Source organism: Rhizobium sp. CIAT894 (genome assembly GCF_000172795.2).
Taxonomy (GTDB): domain Bacteria; phylum Pseudomonadota; class Alphaproteobacteria; order Rhizobiales; family Rhizobiaceae; genus Rhizobium.
In genome coordinates this window covers 393,682-415,673 of the sequence record NZ_CP020950.1, presented here as the reverse complement: position 1 = coordinate 415,673, position 21,992 = coordinate 393,682, and the positions used below count along the sequence as shown (strand labels likewise).

Sequence of the window (21,992 nt, the reverse complement as noted above, 5' to 3'; positions counted from 1 at the left end):
TCTGAACTTGGAGACCGCAATGCCCTTGCTCAATGCTAAAGTCCAGGATGTCTTTGACGAGCCTGCCTGCGAGAAGAACCGCAGCAAGGATTCCAAGGCGCGCAAAAATGGCTGTTCGAAGCCGCTGATCCCCGGGGCGGCAGCCGGCGGATGCGCTTTCGATGGCGCCAAGATCGTGCTGCAGCCGATCACCGACGTCGCGCACCTGATCCATGGGCCTCTCGGCTGTGAGGGCAATTCCTGGGACAACCGCGGATCGGCTTCCTCAGGTCCAACGCTCTGGCGCACGAGCTTCACGGCGCTGACCGAAGCAGGCGCCATTGAAAAGAAGCCTTTCGATGAGGAGGACTAAGAAATGGGTACATTGACAGGAAGTACGAATGGCCCTGCTGTCAACGAAGGGGATCTCGCCACCCCTTTTCTCAGATGCCTGATAAGGCTCATCCGCGCTCAGGATGCCCATGGGGCGTGGGAAGGCAAATCGGACGCTGACCTGCTGGCCGACTTCATCCTCACCAAGGAGCAGCGCCGTAAGATCCCGATCATAGGCGACCCGGATCCTGATGTGCTGTGGAGGCTACAGAATTTTTACAGTTGCGTGGGGCTTGTGATCGAAGAGTGCACAGGCCTGTTGGCATCGCCGATCATGACGATCGGCCATGAGGGCTTCGGCCGCTTGCTTTTCACGACTGGACGGTTGGTCGTTCTGTCGAAGACCCTGCGCGATGTCCACCGGTTCGGCTTTGAGACGCTAGGCAAGCTCGCCGAGACCGGCACGAAAATGGTCGATGACGCTATTGAAGTTATCGAAACCTATCCCGACGTGGCGCGGGCATCATGAAATCAATTTTCGAGGAAAGAGATCATGTCAGACATTGTGGAGCAGCTGAAGAAGGTCCGCAAGCTGCAGTCCCGCGCCGCCGCTGCGAAGATGGAGTTGCACGATCTTGCCGAGGACCTTCCGATTAATTGGGCTAGAATCAAGACCATTGCAGGAGAGACGTTCGACGCCTTCGCCGAGTTGAACGCTGCGAAGGAAGAGCTCGCTGCATTGGAGAATTCACGATGACTGGCCCTTTCGTCACGCGCGACGGCTCCAACTGGGTGCCGGAGTACCTGACCTGCATCGATGCTACAACCTGCATCGGCTGTGGCCGATGCTTCAAAGCCTGCTCTCGCGAAGTCATGCACCTCTATGGCGTCGGTGAAGCGGGTGAAATCCTCGGCATCTGCGACGACGAGGAGGAAGACTTCGATGGCGAGCTCAATCGTATGATCATGGTTGTCGATGAGGCCGGCCGCTGCATTGGTTGCGGCGCCTGCGCGCGCGTCTGCCCGAAGAACTGTCAGATCCATGTCGCGGCAGACAAGGTTACTGCGTGATCTCGCGAACAAGTCAACGCTGTTACCTTCAGATCGTTTGTTGTCTCCTGCTGCTCGTCGTCTGCGCAAACGAACGAACGTAGTTACTTCGTGTGGCATTCCATCCACAAAGTTAGCGCTGCGATGGTGGCTAGTTCGTCGCTTCTTTCAATGGGACTTTTTTAAAAGCGCGAAGTGGCGATCGCTGTCTCGTCGCCCTCGGCGATGAACTTATCCGGTTGCCAAGGCAGATGCCCCGCGATTGGATCGCCACAGATCGTGCCGTTCGTGTCCCATGCCTGATCCGCGGATGCGGCGGTTCTAATCAATGACGGCCGGTGCAAAGAAGGCACTGCAATTGCACGCAATGTCTCGCGCAAGCTGACCGTCAAGGTAAGCACCAGTGCGCAGCTGACGGAGGCACTTGCGGCGAGGACCGCAACGCCACTTTCCACCCCGCAGGCTCAATACGATCCGACACAGGACGATCCTGAGCGCGGTTGAATTACATGCTAATTCCCTTGTCCCCAGCGCAACCGTCGACATTTCTCGCAAATGTCGGGCATCCGCCACTTTTGTCAGGTTTGTCGTGATTGGAACGTTTTGTTCGCCGGTCTCTCCGTCAAATACACATCAACCTGCCCTCAACCCGCCCATCGATAAACGAAAATGATCTTCTTGGCGCGTCGGAGCAGTTGGCATGGTGTTTGCTGATCCCTGGTTACAGCGGCAGAAGCAGTCTGCATTATGCCGGTTCATGAAACGAACGGAACGGAGGCCACCTGACCGTTCGTCATCGGATCCGCGTTCTACCAAGCGGCCATGCATCCGCCGGCGGAAGGGTCAATCCCGATGTCACAGCTTGCAACCAACTCAAAGAGAAGGAAAATGCAATGACCAAGATTTCCGAAAGATCCTTTGAAACGATCGAAAACCCGGGGTCATCGTCGCTCAAGGTGCCAGATCAGTTCGGCGCATCTGTTGAAAAGGGGAACAAGAAGGTGACAGAGGCTTTTTTGAAATTTGCGTCCGGCGCTGAAGCGACACAGAAAATGCTGCCTCCGATCCTCGAAACGACAAGTCTGTTCGGCAACGAATTGTGGGGGAAGACGATTGCTGCACTGCAGGCCGACGCCGAAGCCAGCTTCTCACATTTGCAAGCTTTGCTGGGCGCGAATTCGCCGTCGCAGATCCTCGAACTGCAGTCGACCTTCCTTAGCAAGCGGGTTGAGACAAGTTTGCAGCACGCCAAGGAAGTCCGGGTGCTCTCAAGCAGGGCGGTGGAGGAAATCTCAAAGCCGGTCAAGGATGCTTTTGACAAGGTGCTGACGGACCTCAAGGCGACGTAAAACTGAGGAGACCCTAGAAATACCGCGCGGTGATCTGCCCGGTGAAGAAACACCTGAAGTTCGCACTCGCTTCGATGACCGCCCGGTAACCCCGATCTTTCCCATTCATCTTCTGTGCACGGCTGATGCGCGGGACCATGTCTATGGCGCTTATATTCGCGCTCGAATGCAGAGCCCGCTTGAGCAACTCATTGTTGGCTGCGGGATAGAAGAAAGCGATTAGCGTCTTTTCAGGCGACAGCAGGGCGACCTCATTGATCGAGGCGCACCTTGACGATCACGTCGGCGGCCGCGGCGAGGGCCTGTGGAATTGGAAAACGACCACGACTTCCGCGTTTCGGTAGGCTTCGCTCGAGATTCCCGCCGTTAGGCCGGCACCAGTTCCACTGGCGATCAACAAACTATAGCCGGGGGCCAGCGCATGGAGCGAGCCGAAACCGTGGGATGGCTCGACCGGCGACAGCACGCGGACACCAATTTGTTTCACCCGTTTTGCGTATCAGTCATTCTTGCTCATTTCCTTGCGGCACGTCTCTTCGAACAGCCGGGACCGCGGCTCGACCCATGTCAGAACGAGATGTTAGGCGGGTTCGAAAGTGCTGACTTTCACAGCGGACAAAGATCCGGCTGATTCTGGCCTGAGACGTCATCATTGATTTGGGACAAGGAAGCCGGCGCGGCCGGAGGTCATAAAGCATCCTGTTTTGAAAAGGGATGCGAAAATGTCTGATGATCTGATCGCCAAATACGGCGATGCGCGGGTTCCGCGTTATACGAGTTACCCGACGGCGGCGGCTTTTTCTGCAGCCGTGGGGCCGAATGAATATGCCGGCAACCTCGCCCATATCGCCGCGGCTGGCCCGGTTTCGGTTTATCTCCACGTCCCGTTCTGCCGTTCGATATGCTGGTACTGCGGCTGCCACACGACCATCACCCGGCAAGACGCTCCGGTCGCCGACTATCTCGACGTGATGAAGGAAGAGATCGAGCTCGTCTCTTTTGCGGCCGGAAACGACGTGCCCGTCAAGTACGTGCATTTCGGCGGCGGCACGCCGTCGGTCATGAAGCCGCAGGAATTTTCGGCTCTAATGGCAAAGCTCAGGAGTGCCTTCACGTTTGAAGCGAAAGCCGGCGTCGCAGTCGAGATCGACCCTCGCACATTGGTCTCCCCCATGATCGATGCGCTCGCCGAAAACGGCGTCGACCGCGCAAGCCTCGGCGTCCAGAGCTTCGATCCGATCGTGCAGGCCGGTATCAAGCGGCTGCAATCCTTTGAGCAGACGGAAAGGGCGGTCGCCGGGTTGCGCTCAGCAGGCGTCAGCAGCATCTACTTCGACCTAATTTATGGCCTTCCGAAACAGACTGTCAAATCTTGCATCGAGACGGTCCGGCTGGCTGCAGAACTGCGTCCCGAACGTTTCGCCGTTTTCGGTTACGCTCACATACCCGCTTTTAAGAAACATCAGCGCCTGATCGACGAAGCATCGCTGCCGGACGCAAAACAGCGGAACGAGCAGGCGGAAGTGATCGCCGAGGAGCTCCAGAAGGCCGGATATCTGCGCATTGGGCTCGATCATTTTGCACTGCCGAACGATCAGTTGGCGCTCGCCGCGCGCAACAGAGCGCTGAGGAGAAACTTCCAGGGCTATACCACGGATGATTGCGATAGCCTGATCGGCCTCGGCGCATCTGCGATCGGGCGGCTGCCGGCCGGCTATATGCAGAACCACGTGCCTCTCGGCCTCTATGCCGAGCGAATTGCCTTCGGGGTGCTGCCGACCGCCAAGGGATATCTTCTCAGCGAGGAGGACAAGCTTCGGGCGAGGGTCATCGAGAGGCTGATGTGCGATTTCGAAGCCGATCTCGGCCAGTTGAGCAGCGGATCGGGTTTCGACACCGGCTTTCTTGTCGAGCGCAACGACCGTCTCGGCGAGCTCATGGCCGACGGCGTCGTGACGATCAGCGGTGAGCGGATTGTCGTATGCGAGGAGGCGCGCTTCATGGTCCGTGCAGTCGCGGCGGCATTCGACGCCTATTTTAGCTCGCACGGGCACACGCACAGCAAGGCAGCCTAGTACTTGTCGCCGGAAGTGTGCATCGGTTCCGGCGACACGACACGCATCAAAGGCCGCGCGAGAAGACATCGAGTTCCCGTTTCTCGATCGAGGACCCTGCAGTTATCTTCCCAGGAGTCCCGTCGACAACGGCACGTCGAGGAGGATCGACGTCGCAAGTTCGTGTGAAGTAGGGCGGGCGCACTCACGAATACGGTCATCGGGCCGCCCTGTCACAAGTAGATGGGCGCCCGTATCACCGCCTGGACGTCGAGGTCGTTATCGTCGAGCTTTTCGGCTCATTCAAATACAGCTCGATCTCGGCAGGCCCCGGCCCAGGGTATCGTTGACGACTGACGTCGAACCTTTAAGGTGGCGTGGGCAAGCGCCGGTCCGCAGAGTTGTGCCCATCGCGATTATGGCGGCCGCGCAGGCGCCTGAAGGAGCCTTGTCGCGAGGTGAGCTACCGAGCGCCACATGATCGACGGCTCTCGCCCTCTCACGAACGCGGTTGTTCGAGCACGTCGAAGGACGAGGCAGGGGTCTCGTAGTTGTAGGACTTGCCTGCCGCGGGGATTTCGATCAAACGTTCGACGGCGCCTTCCGTGCAATTCTTGGGTAACCAGAACGAGACCCCGGGTTTTGGCTGGCATCTCCTTCGCGACTGCCGCGCAAAAAAACGACCTCGTTATATTCGTCGTCAGCGAGATTGCCGCCGGGCTAGTGATCTTGCCCACGCGTTCCTTCACAGGTCTGCCGTGCAGATCATAGCTCTTTTCACAGGCCACATTCACTTTCTCGACGGTCCCACCAGGTTTCGGCATCGGCTTTGCCGACAACCGTGTCCGACCACTGCCTTGGACGTCTTGCCTGACAGCGCCTGGCTGTGCTCGATGCTCACTGAGCATCAGCTGCTAAGGCATCCCAGACGAAGTTCCATGATCTGATTGCCGCCAAGACGGTTGAGGAGATCGACACCGATCCTGTTCTTCGGGAATTCGCCATTGCCGGCGGTGCATCCGCTTTCAAGGTGAACTGCGCGCAGTGCCATGGCTCGGGCGCCAGCGGCGGCCCGGGATTTCCGAACCTCAACGACGACGACTGGCTGTGGGGCGGGGATCTCGACGCTATCCAGACGACGATCGCGCACGGGATACGCTTCGATTCGGACGCCGAAACTCACGCTTCCGAGATGCCGGCCTTTACCGATGTCCTGGAGCCTATCCAGATGAAACAGGTCGCCGCTTATGTCTGGGGGCTGACCAATACGCCCTCCGATCCTGCTCTCGCGGCTGCGGGAAAACAGGTTTTCTTCGACAATTGCGCCCCATGTCACGGCGAGGACGCCAAAGGAAAGGTGGAAATGGGTGCGCCGGATCTCGCCGACGCAATCTGGCTGAAGTCGCGGGGTGAAGACGCCATCCTTCGTCAGGTTGCCTCTCCCAAACATGGCGTAATGCCTGCCTGGGCAGCGCGCCTGGGGGACACAACGGTCAACGAGCTTACTATTTTCGTTCATGCGCTCGGCGGCGGCACGTAAGGAGAAAAGACATGACAGCCCACGACCGCAATCCGATCCTCCGTCTCTACGGCGCGCCGCGTGCTGTTATCCGATCGCGTGTCTCAGCCCGCGCCCAACAGATGCCTGCGTCTTCGGAGCAGGACGACCCGGCAAAAATCGGAATTCGATGGTGAGTTTGATCTGCCTCAAAGACCACAAGCAGACGAGCCGGTAGTTTCAGCTCCTGTGGAGGACGTCCCAGCGGTTTCTCCGCCGCTGTCCTCCGGCCACGCCCTTACTCTGGGGCGTGGCCTTTTCGCTTCTGAACGGTCGCTCTTGATCTGCATCAAGGAACGGATGCGCCACGGCTGGGAAAAGAGTGGTGAAAATCGGACAGGTCCTATGAATCTCTATACCCGCCCTAATCTAAATGACATTGACCACGTTCGCGTCGAGCCGGTCAACGCCCGCCGCAACCGGCAGCCTCTCTATGCGCCGCGCAAGAAGATCTTTCCGAAACGAGCCGAAGGGCCCTTTCGCCGGTTCAAATGGGTCTTGATGCTGCTCACGCTTGGCACCTATTACCTCGCGCCGTGGATTCGCTGGGACCGCGGTCCCTATGCGCCCAATCAGGCAATCCTCGTTGACCTTGCCTCGCGGCGCTTCTTCTTTTTCTTCATCGAGATATGGCCGCAGGAATTCTACTATGTGGCGGGCCTGCTCGTCATGGCGGGCTTCGGCCTCTTTCTCCTCACCGCCGCTGTCGGCCGCGCCTGGTGTGGCTATGCCTGTCCGCAGACCGTCTGGGTCGATCTCTTTCTCGTCGTCGAACGCGCTGTCGAAGGCGACCGAAACGCTCGGATGAAGCTCGATGCCGACCCCTTCACTTTCGACAAGCTCAGGAAGCGGGTGATCAAGCACGCGATCTGGCTGCTGATCGCCGTCGCCACGGGCGGAGCATGGATCTTCTATTTTGCCGACGCGCCGAGCCTGGTGGCTTCACTGTTTGACGGCAGCGCTCCTGCCGCTGCGTATGCCACGATCGCCACCCTGACCGCGACGACCTATGTGCTTGGCGGCCTCATGCGCGAACAGACATGCACCTATATGTGTCCGTGGCCGCGCATTCAGGGCGCGATGCTGGATGAGAATTCGCTTGTTGTCACCTACAACGACTGGCGGGGCGAGCAGCGGTCGCGCCATGGCAAGAAGGCTCAGGGTCTGCCGGTGGGCGATTGCGTGGACTGCAATGCCTGCGTCGCCGTCTGCCCGATGGGGATCGACATCCGCGACGGCCAGCAGATGGAATGCATCACATGCGCCCTCTGCATCGACGCCTGTGGCGGCGTCATGGACAAGCTCGGAAAGCCACACGGCCTGATCGCCTATGCGACGCTCAAGGAATATTCGAGCAACATGTCGCTTGCTACTGACGGAGGACGGACAGCCATCCAGCCCTCCAATGTCCGAAACGACGACGGAAGCTTCATGCCAGCTGTCCGGAATTTCGACTGGCGCATCATCTTCCGCCGAAGAATCGTCTTCTACGGTGTCGTCTGGGCATCGATCGGCATCGCCATGGTCGTCCATCTCACCTTCCGCGATCGGCTCAGGCTCAACGTTATCCAGGACCGGAACCCTCAATATGTTCTGGAAAGCGACGGCTCCATCCGAAACGGCTACACGCTGCGTGTCCTCAACATGGTGCCGAAGCCGCGGGACGTGATCATCACCCTCGTCGGGCTGGAGGGGGGCACAATGCGCATTCCCGAGTTCGGCAGGCAGGATGCCCGCAGCTTCACCGCTCACGTCGAACCCGACGCGGCCACGACGCTCAAGGTCTTCGTCACGCGCGCCCCAGACGGGGCAGAGATCAACGGATTCCTCTTCGTCATCGAAGATATAGGTCAAGACGCAGGTCAAGCCGACCGGGCGAGCTATCGCGTGGCGTTCAACGCGCCGGGAGACGTGAAATGAAGACTTCTACTCAGGGCTTTACCGGCTTGCACGTGCTGCTTGCCACCTCGGCATTCTTCGCCGTAGTGATCGCCGTAAACGCCACCATGGCCTTCTATGCTGCGTCCAGCTGGAGTGGCATCGTCGTGGAAAACACCTATGTGGCCAGCCAGGAATTCAACACCAGGGCGGCAGCGATGAAGGCAATGGCCGCCTCCGGCGTCGAGGGCGCGCTCGTCGTTAAGGGCAGCCAAATCCGTTACGACATCCACGACAAGGCCGGCACGCCTGCGATCATCGATGATGTCACGCTGAACTTCAAACGGCCCGTCGGCGATCATGAGGATTTCCGCGTGACGCTCCGGAAGACGGGCGAAGGGCGGTTCGAAGCCGATCACCAGGTTGTCGCCGGCGACTGGATCGTCGAGGCCATATCGAGAATGAACGGGGCGGTCGTCATGCATGAGGCCAAACGCTTCGACACCGCGGAGTTCCGCCAATGACCTGCTGCTCGGTGGATGCGGAAAGCGTTCTCGGCCTCAGCGCGACATCCGCCAGCGCCGAGGAGGTATGCCTTGCAAGCCACCCGCTCGGGGCTGGGTTACGCCAGGTCGACCTCAGCGTGCCCGACGTCCACTGTGGCGGCTGCATATTGACCCTCGAAAAAGCGCTGTCGGCGCTTGCATTCGTCAGGAAAGCCCGGGTCAATCTCACCGCCAGGCGTGTCACCTGCGTCTATCAGGAAGAGATCGAGGCGAAGGCGACCGATCCCTCCGAAATCCTCGCCGCGATCACCTTGGCCGGATACCGCGCTCATCTCATCACGTCGACAGCACCCGAAACCGACAGGATCCGGAACCAGCTACTGCTGGCGATTGGAGTTTCCGGCTTTGCGACCGCCAACATTATGATGCTCTCGGTGTCGGTATGGTCGGGCGCCGATGCGGCCACGCGCGACATGTTTCACTGGATCTCGGCGATGATCGCGGCGCCGGCGCTGGTTTATGGTGGACGCTTCTTCTTCAAATCGGCCTGGAGCCGGCTCAAGCGTAGGCGCACCAACATGGATGTTCCGATCTCGCTTGCAGTGACGCTGTCCTATGCGGTCTCCCTATGGGAAACCATGCACCATGGCGAACATGCCTGGTTCGACGCGTCGGTGTCTCTGCTGTTCTTCCTGCTGATCGGCAGAACCCTCGATCATGTGATGCGGGAAAAAGCCCGCGCCGCGATCAACGGGCTTGCCAGACTGGCGCCGCGCGGGACGCAGCTGATGATGCCGGACGGGTCGCGGCAGTACATCCCGGTCGAAGAGATCGCCGTCGGGGATAACATCGCGATTGCCGCCGGCCAACGCATTCCCGTCGATGGCATGATCGTCAGCGGCGAGAGCGATGTTGACCTCTCCATCGTCACCGGTGAAAGCAGCACGGTCGCCGTCGCCGCAGGCAGCGCGCTGAATTCGGGTGCGATGAACCTGACCGGTTCGCTCGTCCTGCGGGCGACCAAAGTGGCAAGGGATTCGCTTCTTTCCGAGATCATCGGCCTGATGGAAGCGGCCGAGGGCGGCAGGGCTCGTTATCGCCGGGTCGCCGATCGCGCCGCAGCACTTTATTCTCCCGCCGTGCACCTGTTGGCGCTGGCCTCCTTTCTCGCCTGGGGCTTGCTTGGGGGCGATTGGAAACAGGCCATGCTGGTCGCGGTCGCGGTGCTGATCATCACATGCCCCTGCGCATTGGGCCTTGCTGTACCGGTGGTCCAGGTGGTCGCCGCCGGCGAACTTTTCCGCAGGGGCATCGTGGTGAAGGACGGTTCGGCGCTCGAAAGACTGGCCGACGCGGACATCGTGGCCTTCGACAAGACCGGCACCCTGACGATGGGCCGGCCCCGCCTCGTCCGAATCGACGCGATCGCGGGCAATAGCGCCATCGTTTGCGCAATGGCGGCGCATTCACGGCATCCGCTTTCCCAGGGTCTGGTGCGGGACATAGACATCTCTTACCCCTTCGCCTTCGACAGGGTCACGGAAATCGCCGGCGGGGGGCTGGAAGCCTGGAAAGGAGCGGACTTCTATCGGCTCGGCAACCGGGCCTTTGCCTGCGGAACCGGGCTCACGCCCGCGGGCGATACTCCGTTTTCGGAGGTGGTCCTGTCGAAAAACGGCGTCGATCTCGCCCGTTTCCTGTTTGACGACACGCTTCGTCCGGGCGCCGCGGAGGCTTTCCGCCAGCTCGCTGCAGCCGGTATCGAAACGCTGATAGTATCCGGCGACAGGCAGGCCGTCGTCGACAACACAGCGCGGGCTCTCGGTATCGGCAAAGCTCTGGGCGACCTGGGGCCGAAACAGAAGGTCGAGGAACTCCAGAGGCTGGGCGCCGAGGGCTATCGCGTGCTCATGGTCGGCGACGGGATCAACGACGCACCGGCGCTGGCCGCCGCGCAGGTCTCGATGGCGCCCGCAACCGCATCCGACGTCGGCAGGCAAGCCGCCGACCTTATCTTCTTCAACGATCGTCTCGAGGCCGTTCCTGAGGCAATCGCCGTTGCACGAAGATCCGCCAGCCTCATTCGCCAGAACTTTGCTCTCGCCATCGGTTACAACGTGCTTGCGGTACCGATCGCAATCGCCGGCGTGGCAACGCCGCTGATAGCGGCGGTGGCCATGTCGACCTCGTCGATCATCGTCGTGACGAATGCGCTGCGATTAAATGCCTTCGGCAGGCGCCCCGGCCTACGGAGCGAGCCGCTTGCCGGCGGACGTGCGGAAGTTGAAACCACATGAACATGCTGATCTATCTGATGCCGATCGCACTGCTGATGGGGGGAATGGGTCTCCTGGCGTTCCTCTGGTCGCTGACGAGCCGCCAGTACGACGACCTTGAAGGAGCAGCTTGGCGAATCCTCGTCGAGGACGAAACCGATTGCAAAAGACCTTGAACCGCTCACGGCCGAAACGAAAGGAAGATCGATGCTATCGAGACATCCCATACTTTTGCGATCTGACCTGTTTCACGGCCTGGACAAAGCAAGGATAGAAGAACTGGCCGACACGGCTCAGTTCCAGATCTTCGCACCGGACGAGCGGATTATCGCCGAGGGCCAGCAGGCGTCGTTCGTCTATTGCGTGATGCGCGGCTTCGTGCGACTTTCGAAGTCGGAATCCGCGGGGCGCCAGGCAGATATCTGCATCTGCGAACCGGGCGAGACGTTCGGTGAATATCTCCTGTCGGGAGGCGGCTCCTACACCTACAGCGCATGGTCCGCCGACGGCGCAGAGGTCGCGTTGTTCGACCTTGTGGAGTTGCGGGCGCTTGCCGACCGGGACCCCGTCATGCGTCGCAACGTCATGCGCATCATGGCCCGGCATCTGCTCGGTGCCATGGATTGCATAGCGGGAGACCGGCTGCACACGGCTGCACAGCGTGTTGCGAATTACCTCGTCAGCCGCTGCCCGGCCTCAGCATCGCAGGCCACCTTGCGCCTGCCTTACCGGAAGAGAATTCTGGCCGGCAAACTCGGGGTTGCGCCCGAAGCCCTTTCGCGGGCTTTCGCTGCCCTCGGTCCTGCAGGGGTCGAAGTCAGAGGCAGGGTCGTCGTGGTCGACAGCGTCGATCTGCTGCGGAAGGCGTGCTGACCTCGGGGCAGGGCGAAAACCGCGCCGGAATTCGACAACCGTCAATATGGCGATCGCTTGCTCCGTTATGGCCAGGCGCAAAAATGCACCAGGACGGATTGTTTTGTCATCTCGACTGTCTTCATCGCTTGCTTCAGGCCTTGTCCGCATCAACGGTGGCGCTGACGACACATGCGGATACCGTCGGACTGGCGGGCTTATAGGGAAGTGCAGACGAACGGGCGCAACGAGCACCAACATGCGACGGAGAGCGTCTGGCGCTATTCTTCGAGGAGCAGGGCCGTCGCGAGATAACCCATGCTGATGGTGCTTGCGAAGAGGTAGATGAACAGGCCCTGCGCGAGATAACTCTCAACCGTGCCTGCCGCGGCAAATCCATTTTGCCAAACGAAGAAGCCCACGGCGGATCCAATTGCGAACCCCGTCGCCAAACGCGTGAGCATGAACCTGATCATGCGAGGCATGGCACCACCTCAGACTTAATCATTACAAATGGCCGGGCAACGGGAATGATGGCTGGCCAATTGAGTTTTGTCATCGACTGGCGCAAGCCGTCATCCAAGCAGCGGCGGGAGCCGGAGACTACAACAGTGCATCTTCTGTCTTTCGCAGCCGGCGTTATCACGCCTGCGAATGCGTCGAGGCTGAGTGAGTTGCGAGTTGCAAGGACGATGCGCGCTAAGGACCTAGCGCGGCGGCGGCTTCTGTGGTCGAGCGGTTTGCCAGACGTGTCGGGATGCGGGAATAAAGAACGGCTCCGGCCACGCCCACGACCGCATAGAGCACGAACATCAGCTTGATGGCAATCTGTCGACCAAGCCCGACGAACGCCCTCGCATCAGGCAGGGCGTCGGCTAAGGCGCCGACGAGGCTGTGGCGCGCGAACGTCCTCGTCCCATCGGAATCGCCGACGTGCGAGCTTGCTATGCCAATGATGCGGGTCGAGCGCGCGGTGCCGTTTCCACTCACCGAAGGCGCCCAATAGCTACCCTTCACAACAATGATCCAGCAAGCCTTTGGACGCGCTAGAGCAAGTCCTGCGATCGATGAATCGATTGTGATGTGACGGCGTCCATCGATGCTGATTCAAACATCCACAGAGAAGAGGTGGATGATGGGACAAGCACTGAGCGATGATCTTCGAATACGGGTTTTGAAAGCGTCTGCGGCCGGCATGTCGGCTCGACAGGCTGCGGCTCGTTTCGGAGTTGGGATTTCGACGGCGATCCGCTGGTTTGCAAGAGCGAAAGAGGGTGAGTTAACTGCTCGGCCACAGGGCTGGAGACGACCTTCGGCAGTGGATGCACACGAGGAATTCGTTGTCGCGTTGATCAACGAGCGTAGGGATGTGACGCTCGATGAGATGGTTGAGCGCTTGTCCGTCGAGCGGCAGGTGAAGATCAGCCGCAGCGCACTTGGCGCTTGGCTTCGAGGCCGCGGATGGACCTTTGAAAAAAGACCGCCCACGCACTGGAGCAGGACCGGCCGGATGTCCTAAAGCGCCGGCGTGTCTGGTTCGACGGCCAACTGGATCTCGATCCAGAAAAGCTGATCTTCATCGACGAAACCGGCCTTTCGACCAAGATGGCACGGCTACGCGGACGTGCACTTCGAGGTGAGCGTTGCCGAGCTGGCGTGCCACATGGCCATTGGAAAACAACGACCTTTACCGGAGCGTTGCGCCTCACTGGGATGACCGCGCCGTTTGTCTACGATGGCGCCATGAACGGTAATTGTCTTCCTGGCTTACGTCGAACAGGTATTGGGGCCTACCCTGGAGATCGGCGACGTGGTGGTCATGGACAACCTACCGGCTCACAAGACAGCGGGTGTACGCGACGCCATCGAACGTGTCGGCGCCACGCTCATGTTCCTGCCCCCTTACAGCCCAGACTTCAATCCGATCGAGAACGCCTTCTCCAAACTGAAGGCGATGCTGCGAGGTCGGGCAGAGCGAAAGATTGACGCCCTCTGGGATGCAGTTGGCGCCCTGATACCCCGCTTCACCCCCGCAGAATGCGCCAATTGCTTCAAGGCTGCTGGATATGATCCGGATTGAACAGGATTTGCTCTAGACGCTAGGAGAGGATGCGCCCCCGCCTTGTCTCGTCGCGTGCTGCGCCCACATCGCGATCCAGTGAACACCTCTCCTCAATCCTGCGAGGGCGCCGAGAATTTGTTCAGCGGAGTGCCGGTTCATCAAGCCGGCTCATGCTCGGACGATTCATCAGTCAAGATCAAGCGAGTCGGATCTTTCAAGTCAAACTCAATAACACGTGGCACGAAGAGACGGGCATAGCGCGTGAAGGCGCTGGCCGGCGGAAAGCGAATTACCGTATCGCATCGGGCGAGAAGGTACATCTCTGTAAGAGCAGAGATACCGCCGTCCACTCCGAGCGATGCACTGTGTAATGGCCGGCCTGGGCCGCCTGAAAGCATTTCGGGATAGTGATTGATCGGGAAATACACCGAGTAAATGGTCCCGTACCTGCGCGCTGTCCGTACACAAGAAAACCATCACAGGGCGTCGATGCGGTATCGCTTTGGCCTTTTCGATGGCAGTGCACACTGACCTGCCACTGAGAATTTCCTCCAGAATGGATTAGAGTCCGGCCCATTGATCTGAACCCTTCAAACTGGACCAATTTTGGTTAGAGTTTTCCGGTGCATTTTCCTGGCTGGGAAAGGGACCAGAAGACGATGAAAGCGTCGCAGTTTTCGGACGCTCAGAAGGCGTTCATTCTGAAGCAAGGTGATGAAGGCGTGTCGGTTGCTGAAATCTGCAGGAAGGCGGGGATCAGCCAGGCGACTTATTTCAACTGGAAGAAAAAATACGCGGGCATGCTGCCACCGGAGATGAAGAGGCTGAAACAGCTCGAGGACGAGAATTCGCGCCTGAAGAAGATCGTCGCGGATCTGACGCTGGACCGCGAGATGTTGCAGGATGTCATCCGCCGAAAGCTCTAAGGCCTGCTCGGAAGCGGGAGATGGTGAAAGGCATGTGCTGCGATTGGGCGATCTCGATCCGACGTGCTTGTGGAGCGTTGAACTTCGATCGATCAACTCACCACTATACCTCTCGCCGTGCTGATCAGGCCGGTCTGGAACGTCGTATTCGCGAGATCTGCGAGATCCGTGTGCGGTACGGCTATCGCCGCGTGCATGTGCTGTTGGAACGCGTGGGTTGGGGCACCAACATCAAGCGAACCTACCGCATTTACAGGGACTTGGGGCTACAGTTGCGGAACAAGACACCGAAGCGGGGGGTAAAAGCCAAGCTTCGCGAGGATCGGCACATGGCCGTCGGACCCAACGACGTCTGGGCGATGGACTTCGTCCATGACCAACTCGCAACGGGTAAGAAACTGCGCGTGCTGACGGTGGTCGACACCTTCTCGCGCTACGTGCCGGTGCTTGATCCACGTCATAGCTATAGAGGCGAAGACGTTGTGCAAACCCTTGAACGGGTGTGCCAAAAAGCCGGCTATCCGAAAACGATCCGTGTCGACCAAGGGACCGAGTTCGTGTCGCGCGACTTGGACCTGCGGGCCTATTCCAAGGGTGTGACGTTGGACTTCTCACGCCCCGGCAAGCCGACTGATAATGCCTTCATCGAAGCGTTCAATGGCCGCTTCCGTGCAGAATGCCTAAACCAGCATTGGTTCCTGACCCTTGCGGATGCCCGCGAAAAGATGGAGGATTGGCGTAGATACTACAATGAGGAAAGACCTCATGGTGCGATCGGCAACAAGGTGCCGATCTCGTTGGTGAATTCGGGAGGCGCAACCAGCCCGCCTCCCTGAATGAAGCCGGAAAACTCTAGCATCCGGTGGTCCAACGTTTGGGAGCGTTTCAAAGACCGCCGAGGCTCTAATCGCCGCCGGATGAAAATTCAGTGGCAGGTCATCTGAAATATCTGGCGTTCGGCAGCTTGGTCGCACCGCCACATTAACAGGCATCACAAACTACCGTGTTAGCATCAGTATCGTCCTGGGCTTAAAGAAGCTCGGTTCACGTTCCCGGAAAATTTGTTCATCGGGGCGGTAAACACTCTCGATTGAGGGCTTGTTCCACCATGATGGGAAGAACGGTCCCGGAAATGAGAACTGGTGATCTGGTCATCGCAAATAACCCGTACGCCAGCAATATCTTGAATCGGCTCATAAGTTCTTCCAGGGAACGACGACGCAAGTCCCCCGCCAGTCACGACAACAGGCTCGGTCCGTTAGCAGGAACCGTGGAGCTCGAATTTTATCTATGCTGTGAATGGGTATCATCCAAACAATCGATTTTACGAATTGAATGGCGTGATCCATTAGACGAGCATCTTGACGGAAATCAAGTCGTCGATGGCGCGCCCAGTGGTGTAGAGGGGTCAAATGTGTGGCTTTGGAATGTAATGCTTGCATAAGCGGTCGATCAGCCCATTGCATCACCTTGCAATCGTCGACAGCTCGGGGGTTCACCACCAATCGCACTCGGTACAGTCCGCAACGAGCCGCGGTATTGACAGATTCAGACGAGGCGGCCTGGTGACCGCTATTTTGGGGAAACGGCGTACGCTACACGCTGCCACGCGCGCGTTTCGACCTGCGTCCACGCGCGGCGTCATCATCCTACCCTTTGGTGGCCGGTCTCCGAATGCCACCAGGATAATTTACCGGAAAGGACGAGAGCAATGACGCACCTCGATTGCTCGTGCGAAGTGCACGGTGAGCGCGATGACGGCACTGGTAGTCACAGCGTTTATTTGACGTTCGACGACGGTCCGCATCCATTTTGTACACCGGAGATTCTCGATATTCTGGCTGAACACCGGGTGCCGGCAACATTCTTCGTCATCGGCGAGTTCCTGGCCGATCAATCTAAATTGATCCAGCGAATGATTGCAGAGGGACATGAAGTCGCCAACCACACAATGACGCATCCAGACCTGTCTGACTGCGAACCCGACGAGGTGCAACGTCAGATACTCGAGACAAACAGAGCCATAAAAATGGCGTCGCCTCAGGCGGTGGTGCGGCACATCCGGGCTCCTTACGGCATCTGGACCGAAGAAGTGCTCAAGGTTTCGGCGAATGCGGAACTCACTGCCGTGCACTGGTCGGTAGATCCGCGAGACTGGTCTCTTCCCGGGGCCGACGGCATTGTCAATGATGTGCTGCAGTCTGTCCGGCCGGGGTCAATCGTGCTCTTGCACGACGGTTGTCCCTCCAGTGAAATGCAACAAGGAACTGACCGCAGTCTGCGCCACCAGACTATCATGGCGTTATCTAGCATAATTCCAGCTTTGCATGATCGCGGCTTTGTATTCCGCTCGCTTCCTCGGGAGTTCTGATGGATATGCTTGACACAACCAGCACTGTCGCCGTCTCGCTTTATGCACTTCTCTCGACTGCTTATAAAAGCGTGCAGGCCGTTTATTCTCTGCCGACCGATGTTTCATTGGCGTCCCAGAGCTTGGCCGGCTTTGAGGAGCTGCCCAGCGTAGATGTCATCGTGCCAAGCTTCAACGAGGATCCCCGCACGCTTTCGGAGTGCCTGGCTTCTATTGCGGGTCAGGAATACGGGGGAAGGCTGCAGGTTTACCTAGTTGATGACGGTTCCGAAAATCGCGAGGCTTTGCGACCTGTGCACGAGGCCTTCGCACGAGACCCCAGATTCAATATTCTCCTGCTTCCCCAGAATGTTGGTAAACGGAAGGCACAGATCGCCGCGATACGCCGCTCTGCTGGAGATATGGTGTTAAACGTCGACTCCGACACGATCCTCGCATCTGACGTCATCAGGAAGCTCGTGCCTAAAATGCAAGATCCGGCTGTCGGCGCGGCCATGGGACAGTTGACGGCCCGCAACCGAAACGATAGTTGGCTGACCCGTTTGATCGATATGGAGTACTGGCTGGCTTGCAACGAGGAGCGTGCGGCACAAGCTCGCTTCGGAGCCGTTATGTGCTGCTGCGGTCCATGTGCTATCTACCGTCGCTCTGCGCTCGCTTCGCTGCTTGACCAGTACGAATCACAGTATTTTCGGGGAAAGCCAAGCGATTTCGGTGAGGATCGGCATCTCACCATTCTTATGCTGAAGGCAGGCTTTCGAACGGAGTACGTGCCGAGCGCCATCGCAGCGACAGTCGTTCCGAACAAGCTAGGACCGTATCTGCGCCAACAACTACGCTGGGCGCGGAGCACGTACCGGGACACGTTGCTTGGGCTGCGCCTGCTGCCCAACCTCCATCGCTTCCTTACGCTCGACGTTGTCGGACAGAACCTCGGACCGCTGCTTCTGGCACTATCAGTGCTGACGGGGCTCGCACAGCTTGCATTGACGGGCACCGTGCCTTGGTTGGCATCCCTGATGATCGTGGCCATGACGATGATCCACTGCAGCGTTGTCGCGCTCCGGGCCCGCCAACGACGGTTCCTCGGGTTCTCTCTGCATGCATTCATCAATATTTTTCTGCTACTGCCCTTGAAAGCCTACGCGCTGTGCACGCTGAGCAATAGCGACTGGCTGTCGCGCAGCTCTGCTGGCAACTCGAATCAACATCCGGCGACTGATGCGCGCACTACAGAATGTTCTGGACATGCGACAGCGCCTCGAAGGCTCAACCCCGCCCGCGATTCTGCCAGGCGAACGACGTCTGACTGCATGTGCAGCGACGAGTAAGATCTATTTACCGAGGTGAACGAGTTGACACAGAGCGACAATTATCAATTGCTGAATCGGGAACTGGCTGCACCCGATCCATGGGGACTCGACGCCAATCCATTCGAGCGTGAGCGTCACACGCAAATGCTCCGCTTGGCGCTTGCCCAGGGATCCATCTCAAATGCGCTCGAAGTGGGATGCGCTGCCGGCGCATTTACGGTGCAGCTAGCCCCCCACTGCAAACGGCTCACCGTGATCGATGTTGTGCCTCACGCTATAGAAAGATCGCGTCGACGCATGAGGGATTCTCCGCACATCAGCTGGATAGTCTCTGATGTTCAACAGTTTTCACCTGACGAGAGGTTTGATTTGATCGTTGTGGCGGAAGTGCTCTACTATATTGGAGGAATAGCCGAGATGAGAGGGGCTGTTCGGAATTTAGTGCGGATGCTTGCGCCAGATGGATATCTGGTTTTCGGATCGGCGCGCGACGCCAATTGTCGTCGCTGGGGCCACGTTGCTGGTGCTGAGACGGTCCTCGACATGCTGAACGAAACTTTGCTCGAGCTAGAGCGGCTTGAGTGTCGGGGTGGCTCGGTCAACGAAGATTGCTTACTCGCCTGTTTCCGGAATCCGATTTCTGCCTCCTAACGGCCCCAACCCTCGACGTTCAGACATGGAGACACTATGCGCGTCTGTGGTATAAAAAGACGCGGATGAGATGCCAGGACAGAATTCCGGCTGTTGTCCATCTCGATGAATCTGCACAATTGCAGACCATCCCAGGCACTCTCTCCGTGAAGTCGCCGAGCTACTCTTCGAATGTAACAAGCTCGGGACATTCGGCTGCTCTGCAACACGAGTGCCAATTACCACGGACGAGGCGTTTTCCCGGATGCTGCTGCCAGCCCTTTAATGGAGACGCAATGAACACATACGGTGCGATGGACCAGGAAGAACACAACCAACCGAAGAAATGCCAGTCAACGGCGCCCGACGGTCAGATGAGCGCATGTTCATGTCCGCAATAGATTTTTTCGACGTAAGCAAGACATATGGCGACAAGGCCGTGGTCAACGCGCTATCGTTCCGCGTTTCCCCGGGGCAATGCTTCGGGCTGCTTGGACCGAACGGCGCGGGCAAGAGCACGATCGCACGCATGATCCTTGGCATGACAGCCCCTGATGCGGGGAAGATTACTGTGCTCGGCGTGCCGGTGCCTGCCCAGGCTCGCTTGGCGCGAAAGGGTATCGGCGTGGTGCCGCAATTCGACAACCTTGAGCCTGAATTCACTGTGCGCGAGAATCTGCTGGTCTACGGCCGCTACTTCGGCATGAATACACGCAAAGTCGAGGCGGTCATGCCGTCGCTCCTTGAGTTTGCACGCCTAGAGAGCAAGGTGAATGCGCGTGTGTCTGAACTTTCAGGCGGCATGAAGCGGCGCCTGACGCTAGCGCGTGCGTTGATCAATGACCCCCAGCTACTTGTCATGGACGAGCCGACCACCGGTCTCGACCCGCACGCGCGCCACCTGATCTGGGAGCGCCTGCGTTCCCTGCTTACGCGCGGCAAAACGATCATCTTGACCACCCATTTCATGGAAGAGGCCGAACGGCTATGCGATCGACTCTGCGTACTCGAAAGAGGTCGCAGCATTGCCGAAGGGCGGCCGCATGACCTGATCGATGAACTGATCGGGTGCGAAGTCATTGAAATCTACGGCGGCGATCCGCATGAATTGGAATCGCTGGTCGGGCCATATGCCGATCGCGTCGAAATTAGCGGCGAGACCCTTTTTTGCTATGTGTCTGACCCGGAGCAGGTGCGTGTGCGGTTGCGGGAGCGCGCGGGCTTGCGCATTCTCCAGCGTCCGCCGAATCTTGAGGATGTGTTTTTGCGGTTGACCGGGCGCGAGATGGAGAAGTGAACGATGGGTGAAGGTTGTGCCGCGGCTCTGCCCGCCAACGCTTTTAACTGGATTGCGATATGGCGACGCAACTATCTGGCATGGAAGAAAGTAGCACTTGCGTCAATTGTTGGAAGTCTGGCCGATCCTATGATCTACCTTTTTGGCCTCGGCCTTGGCCTCGGAATTATTGTGGGTCGCGTTGACGGCACAACCTACGTTGCGTTCTTGGCGGGCGGCATGGTGGCGACAAGCGCGATGACCTCAGCGACGTTCGAGACGATTTACGCGGCCTTTACGCGAATGCACGCCCAACGCACCTGGGAAGCCATGCTCTACACACAAATGACACTTGGGGACATCATCCTGGGTGAGTTGGCATGGGCAGCGAGCAAGGCATTTCTTGCCGGTACGGGAATCATAATCGTCGCCACCGTGCTAGGCTATGCGACGTGGCCATCAGTCGTCTATGTGCTGCCAGTTATCATGCTCACTGGATTTGCATTCGCGAGCCTTGCGATGGTAGTCACGGCCCTTGCGCCCAGTTACGAGTATTTCATTTTTTACCAGACGCTCGTCCTGACACCAATGCTGTTCTTGTGCGGCGCGGTGTTTCCAATCGCGCAACTGCCCCAGGCCTTTCAGCAGGTAGCGCAGTTCTTGCCTCTAGCGCATGCGATCGACCTCATACGCCCGGCAATGCTTGGGCGCCCCGCGGGTAGCATGGGCCTGCATATAGGCGCGCTTTGCATCTACGCGATTTTGCCGTTCTTCCTGTCGGCAGCGCTGTTGCGTCGGCGCCTGATGTCTTGACGCTACTCGCCACCACGCCATGAGGGGTATTGCGATGCAGTATCTTGAAAAGACCCGCAGAGCTCTGAAGATAATCATCATAGTCCGGGAACAAATGAACCCGTGTCGGCGCCGGTGAGACGATGCAGGTTTGTCGCTCTGCAACTGGCCGAACTCGGAAGCAAACACTCTTCAGGAAAATCCGGCTTGTATCAGGAGAAAAGCAAATGAAGGTCATCTCAATCGCTACGGCGCTCTTTGCTCTGGCGTGTCCCGCGAACGCGTTCGAAAACAAAGCGGTCGCGGCTACGCTTATCTTAAGGACCGATCGTACGATTGCTGGTCAGCCCATCATCGTTCCACGGAAGAATGTCGAGGTCATCGCTTCGATTTATGAGATTGCGCCCGGTGCGACGTTGCCAATTCATCAGCATCGCTATCAGCGCTATGGCTATGTGCTTTCGGGGGAGATCACGGTCACCAATACAGAATCTGGGAAAGAAAGCATTTTCACGGCAGGAGATTTTATCGTCGAGTCCTGGGGCATATGGCATAAAGGGGCGAACAACGGCACCGAGCCGGTAAAGCTGCTCGTGATCGATCAGGTGGAAAAGGGCAGTGAGAATGTTCTGCCGCAAAAATAAAGACGTTGAGGTATTACCGGAGGGCAATCTGGCGCCACGGCTCGGATGTGGTGAACCCGTCCCATATTAGGGGTTGGTTTGCCGCTCCTTGCTAATGTCGATTGGAGCTGCGTGAACCTTCGACTTGAGTCGTCGACAAACTG

General features: G+C 58.5%; 21 protein-coding genes and 7 pseudogenes. 22 read left to right on the top strand and 6 right to left on the bottom strand.

Going from position 1 to position 21,992, the window contains the following annotated elements; genetic code table 11:
- Positions 1-19: 19 nt before the first annotated feature.
- The 4 genes and pseudogenes from RHEC894_RS26065 to fdxB form a co-directional block, all read left to right on the top strand.
- Positions 20-310: pseudogene (locus tag RHEC894_RS26065) on the top strand (nitrogenase component 1); the annotation flags it as partial.
- Positions 311-355: 45 nt separating this feature from the next.
- Complete coding sequence (locus RHEC894_RS26060) at positions 356-841, top strand: NifX-associated nitrogen fixation protein (protein ID WP_065092782.1); 486 nt, start codon at positions 356-358, stop codon at positions 839-841.
- Between the two features lie 24 nt (positions 842-865).
- Positions 866-1,069, top strand: a complete 204-nt coding sequence (locus RHEC894_RS26055; RefSeq protein ID WP_009991124.1) for a CCE_0567 family metalloprotein — start codon at positions 866-868, stop codon at positions 1,067-1,069.
- Positions 1,066-1,383 carry a ferredoxin III, nif-specific gene (fdxB, locus tag RHEC894_RS26050; protein ID WP_085739663.1) on the top strand — a complete coding sequence of 106 codons (318 nt, stop codon included), beginning with the start codon at positions 1,066-1,068 and terminating at the stop codon, positions 1,381-1,383. Before RHEC894_RS26055 ends, fdxB begins: the two co-directional genes overlap by 4 nt.
- A 161-nt stretch (positions 1,384-1,544) precedes the next feature.
- On the opposite strand, the gene RHEC894_RS26045 is transcribed toward fdxB, so the two are convergent.
- On the bottom strand, positions 1,545-1,754 hold the full coding sequence (locus tag RHEC894_RS26045; RefSeq protein WP_225882936.1) for a hypothetical protein: 210 nt from the start codon (positions 1,752-1,754) through the stop codon (positions 1,545-1,547).
- Between the two features lie 501 nt (positions 1,755-2,255).
- On the opposite strand from RHEC894_RS26045, the gene RHEC894_RS26040 reads away from it, so the two are divergent.
- A complete protein-coding gene (locus RHEC894_RS26040) occupies positions 2,256-2,711 on the top strand; it encodes a phasin (RefSeq protein WP_085739626.1) in 456 nt (151 codons plus the stop codon).
- Positions 2,712-2,724: 13 nt separating this feature from the next.
- Here the strand turns inward: RHEC894_RS26040 and RHEC894_RS26035 are convergent, their stop codons facing one another.
- Positions 2,725-2,955 carry an NAD(P) transhydrogenase subunit alpha gene (locus RHEC894_RS26035; protein WP_281069168.1) on the bottom strand — a complete coding sequence of 77 codons (231 nt, stop codon included), beginning with the start codon at positions 2,953-2,955 and terminating at the stop codon, positions 2,725-2,727.
- A gap of 478 nt (positions 2,956-3,433) precedes the next feature.
- Here RHEC894_RS26035 and hemN point away from each other — a divergent pair, with 478 nt between their 5' ends.
- The 8 genes and pseudogenes from hemN (at position 3,434) to RHEC894_RS25975 (ending at position 11,856) form a co-directional block, all read left to right on the top strand.
- Positions 3,434-4,786: an oxygen-independent coproporphyrinogen III oxidase gene (hemN, locus tag RHEC894_RS26020; RefSeq protein WP_010068149.1), complete on the top strand. Its 1,353-nt coding sequence runs from the start codon at positions 3,434-3,436 to the stop codon at positions 4,784-4,786.
- Positions 4,787-5,678: 892 nt separating this feature from the next.
- Positions 5,679-6,305, top strand: a pseudogene (gene ccoP / locus RHEC894_RS26005) (cytochrome-c oxidase, cbb3-type subunit III); the annotation flags it as partial.
- A gap of 11 nt (positions 6,306-6,316) precedes the next feature.
- A pseudogene (locus RHEC894_RS33610) lies at positions 6,317-6,501 on the top strand (hypothetical protein).
- A 167-nt stretch (positions 6,502-6,668) separates the two neighbouring features.
- Entirely contained in the window at positions 6,669-8,243 is a 1,575-nt protein-coding gene (gene ccoG / locus RHEC894_RS25995) for a cytochrome c oxidase accessory protein CcoG (RefSeq protein WP_085739659.1), read from the top strand.
- Positions 8,240-8,725 carry a FixH family protein gene (locus tag RHEC894_RS25990; RefSeq protein ID WP_085739658.1) on the top strand — a complete coding sequence of 162 codons (486 nt, stop codon included), beginning with the start codon at positions 8,240-8,242 and terminating at the stop codon, positions 8,723-8,725. The genes ccoG and RHEC894_RS25990 overlap by 4 nt, the downstream gene beginning before the upstream one ends.
- Positions 8,722-11,004 (top strand): cation-translocating P-type ATPase, encoded by a 2,283-nt coding sequence (locus tag RHEC894_RS25985; protein WP_085739657.1) that lies wholly within the window; start codon positions 8,722-8,724, stop codon positions 11,002-11,004. The genes RHEC894_RS25990 and RHEC894_RS25985 overlap by 4 nt, the downstream gene beginning before the upstream one ends.
- Positions 11,001-11,159 (top strand): cbb3-type cytochrome oxidase assembly protein CcoS, encoded by a 159-nt coding sequence (gene ccoS / locus RHEC894_RS25980; protein WP_004674425.1) that lies wholly within the window; start codon positions 11,001-11,003, stop codon positions 11,157-11,159. The genes RHEC894_RS25985 and ccoS overlap by 4 nt, the downstream gene beginning before the upstream one ends.
- Before the next feature lie 31 nt (positions 11,160-11,190).
- Positions 11,191-11,856 carry a Crp/Fnr family transcriptional regulator gene (locus RHEC894_RS25975; RefSeq protein WP_085739656.1) on the top strand — a complete coding sequence of 222 codons (666 nt, stop codon included), beginning with the start codon at positions 11,191-11,193 and terminating at the stop codon, positions 11,854-11,856.
- A 260-nt stretch (positions 11,857-12,116) separates the two neighbouring features.
- Here RHEC894_RS25975 and RHEC894_RS25970 read toward each other — a convergent pair whose 3' ends face one another.
- Complete coding sequence (locus RHEC894_RS25970) at positions 12,117-12,320, bottom strand: hypothetical protein (RefSeq protein ID WP_004674430.1); 204 nt, start codon at positions 12,318-12,320, stop codon at positions 12,117-12,119.
- Positions 12,321-12,534: 214 nt separating this feature from the next.
- Positions 12,535-12,852 carry a hypothetical protein gene (locus RHEC894_RS25965; RefSeq protein ID WP_018247218.1) on the bottom strand — a complete coding sequence of 106 codons (318 nt, stop codon included), beginning with the start codon at positions 12,850-12,852 and terminating at the stop codon, positions 12,535-12,537.
- 118 nt (positions 12,853-12,970) lie between these two features.
- Between RHEC894_RS25965 and RHEC894_RS25960 the strand changes: the two are divergent.
- A pseudogene (locus RHEC894_RS25960) lies at positions 12,971-13,915 on the top strand (IS630 family transposase).
- A 140-nt stretch (positions 13,916-14,055) separates the two neighbouring features.
- On the opposite strand, the pseudogene RHEC894_RS25955 reads toward RHEC894_RS25960, so the two are convergent.
- Positions 14,056-14,425: pseudogene (locus RHEC894_RS25955) on the bottom strand (nodulation protein NodZ); the annotation flags it as partial.
- A gap of 131 nt (positions 14,426-14,556) precedes the next feature.
- On the opposite strand from RHEC894_RS25955, the gene RHEC894_RS25950 reads away from it, so the two are divergent.
- Positions 14,557-15,659 (top strand): IS3-like element ISRel21 family transposase gene (locus tag RHEC894_RS25950; RefSeq protein WP_089152748.1). Its coding sequence is split into 2 segments (ribosomal slippage): positions 14,557-14,818 and positions 14,818-15,659, totalling 1,104 coding nucleotides; the frame shifts between segments, so codons are not numbered across the junction.
- A gap of 107 nt (positions 15,660-15,766) precedes the next feature.
- On the opposite strand, the pseudogene RHEC894_RS33965 reads toward RHEC894_RS25950, so the two are convergent.
- A pseudogene (locus RHEC894_RS33965) lies at positions 15,767-16,061 on the bottom strand (nodulation protein NodZ); the annotation flags it as partial.
- Positions 16,062-16,534: 473 nt separating this feature from the next.
- Here RHEC894_RS33965 and nodB point away from each other — a divergent pair.
- From nodB to RHEC894_RS25915, 7 genes and pseudogenes are all read left to right on the top strand, one after another.
- Positions 16,535-17,194, top strand: coding sequence for a chitooligosaccharide deacetylase NodB (nodB, locus tag RHEC894_RS25940; RefSeq protein WP_004679213.1), 660 nt, complete (start codon positions 16,535-16,537; stop codon positions 17,192-17,194).
- Positions 17,194-18,525, top strand: a complete 1,332-nt coding sequence (gene nodC, locus RHEC894_RS25935) for a chitooligosaccharide synthase NodC (RefSeq protein ID WP_004679211.1) — start codon at positions 17,194-17,196, stop codon at positions 18,523-18,525. Before nodB ends, nodC begins: the two co-directional genes overlap by 1 nt.
- A 15-nt stretch (positions 18,526-18,540) precedes the next feature.
- Positions 18,541-19,158 carry a nodulation methyltransferase NodS gene (nodS, locus tag RHEC894_RS25930; RefSeq protein WP_012489576.1) on the top strand — a complete coding sequence of 206 codons (618 nt, stop codon included), beginning with the start codon at positions 18,541-18,543 and terminating at the stop codon, positions 19,156-19,158.
- A 44-nt stretch (positions 19,159-19,202) separates the two neighbouring features.
- A pseudogene (locus RHEC894_RS33960) lies at positions 19,203-19,420 on the top strand (carbamoyltransferase C-terminal domain-containing protein); the annotation flags it as partial.
- A gap of 63 nt (positions 19,421-19,483) precedes the next feature.
- Complete coding sequence (gene nodI, locus RHEC894_RS25925; protein WP_080515691.1) at positions 19,484-20,434, top strand: nodulation factor ABC transporter ATP-binding protein NodI; 951 nt, start codon at positions 19,484-19,486, stop codon at positions 20,432-20,434.
- Between the two features lie 3 nt (positions 20,435-20,437).
- Positions 20,438-21,226 carry an ABC transporter permease gene (locus RHEC894_RS25920; RefSeq protein ID WP_009998866.1) on the top strand — a complete coding sequence of 263 codons (789 nt, stop codon included), beginning with the start codon at positions 20,438-20,440 and terminating at the stop codon, positions 21,224-21,226.
- Positions 21,227-21,432: 206 nt separating this feature from the next.
- Positions 21,433-21,849, top strand: a complete 417-nt coding sequence (locus RHEC894_RS25915; protein ID WP_012489574.1) for a cupin domain-containing protein — start codon at positions 21,433-21,435, stop codon at positions 21,847-21,849.
- Positions 21,850-21,992 lie beyond the last annotated feature (143 nt).